This window comes from Oleiphilus sp. HI0086 (assembly GCF_001635225.1).
Genome location: NZ_LWFZ01000890.1, coordinates 1 through 1,569 on the forward strand (window position 1 = coordinate 1; position 1,569 = coordinate 1,569).

General features: G+C 38.3%; 2 protein-coding genes. One reads left to right on the forward strand and one right to left on the reverse strand.

The annotated features are described in order from the left end of the window. Positions 1-337: 337 nt before the first annotated feature. The gene (locus A3756_RS16060) at positions 338-1,069 is read left to right on the forward strand and encodes a putative porin (protein ID WP_068509190.1); all 732 of its coding nucleotides are present in this window, start codon (positions 338-340) and stop codon (positions 1,067-1,069) included. A 353-nt stretch (positions 1,070-1,422) separates the two neighbouring features. Here A3756_RS16060 and A3756_RS16065 read toward each other — a convergent pair. Beyond that, positions 1,423-1,569, reverse strand: a 147-nt coding sequence (locus A3756_RS16065; protein WP_156490532.1) for an RsmE family RNA methyltransferase, incomplete at its 5' end; no start/stop codon positions are given.

The following is a 1,569-nucleotide window of genomic DNA, read 5'->3' on the forward strand; positions in this document are numbered from 1 at the left end:
TTAAGCATGCGATGGGCTTGTCCATCGCTTAGCTTAGGACGCCTAAGTAAGCCGTTGATGGCTACGCAGGGGTCTTAGAAGTGCCAAAACTTGCCATTAGAGGCCATTGCTAAAATGGCGAAATTATCGGGTTGTTGCATACTGGTAGAACTAAGGCTTCGGGTTTAAACGCTTGTTTTAGGTTGAGAGCTAAAGCGGGCATTCTTCAGGCCAAAGAAAGCNGAGAGTTCGTTAGTAAAAGCGTACCATTTTTTGCACTAAATATTAAAATTAGATACAATAGTAATCTGCATTTTCATCAGATGATGAATGGAATTAATCAATATGGATATAATAAATGAATATCAAACTTATCAGTTCAGCCATCGCCCTCTCTCTTGCTTCAACAGTAGCATTTTCAGAGTCATTTAAAGCAGAAGTTGGTATTGGTTATGCTGATTTAGACAATGACTCAAGCCTTAAAGCTATGATGGGTACCTTATATTTTGACTCTGTAAATACGGAGAACCACCCATTAGCAGAATCCGCTTTCTTAGAAGAGGCAAGCAATGTTCAGTTAGTTCATGGAATAGGGGAGCTGGGACCAATTGATGCAAACGTTACGTCTTTAGTAGTTGATTATTATATTCCTGATACTCAGTTTTTCGTTGGTGCAGTGATTCTTCGATCTTCAGCTGAGCTTGGTTCAACTAAAATAACGGATACAGACTGGGGGCTTACAGCGGGTTTCTCTCCGATTGAAAATTTGTTGCTAACAACTTCATATTTGCATGAGCCTGGCTATGACCTTAACTTAGATGCAAAGTATGTTAATAAGTTAACTGATGATACTGCAGTTAACATTGAGGCTTCATTTGAAAAAGGTGACGATGATAATACTTATGACCTTTCTGCTGATTATTACCTAAATAAAAAGTTTAGCATTGGGGCAAACATTATTAAGGCTGGTGAAACTGGTTATGGTATACAGAGCAGAATCTTCCTAACCAACGAACTCTCCATTAACGCCAAATACTTAACTATTGATAGTAATAATAGTATATTTCTTGATGCTGGATTACGCTTTTAAGTTAATTTACCAAGACGTCATTGTAGACAAACACTTCAAATACATAATTACATGTATTTGAAGTGTTACTAAAATTATGACCGTAGAATGACTAAAAACAATTAAAAGAAAAGTACATTTTTGAACAGTAGTGAGTGATCTTAGGGCTTTCAAAAGTGAGCGCTTCCTGCTCTTTTGATGGGTTATGTCTACAGTTCAATAATGCTCGCTTTTAACTCAAAGTTAGCGGTTTACTTGGCTCCCGATAAAGAACGCTAATGCTCACTTTCAATCATTCACTCGATAATCAATCTGGCTGTTTCATCCTTATCAATTAAGTCTACTTGAACGTCCGACTAGCGGACAAAATTACCCTAGAATGTTGACCCAAATAGACGCGAGATCAATACGGGTACGGCAGTCTCTACGCGTAGAATTCTTTCGCCTAAATGAACTCCTTCAAAACCGGCTTCTTTGAGCTTGTTTACTTCATACTCAGTAAAGCCACCTTCGGGGCCGAT

Excerpts from the sequence above, each read along its gene's own strand:
- A3756_RS16060 (WP_068509190.1), top strand. The coding sequence starts at position 338 with ATGAATATCAAACTTATCAGTTCAGCCATCGCCCTCTCTCTTGCTTCA.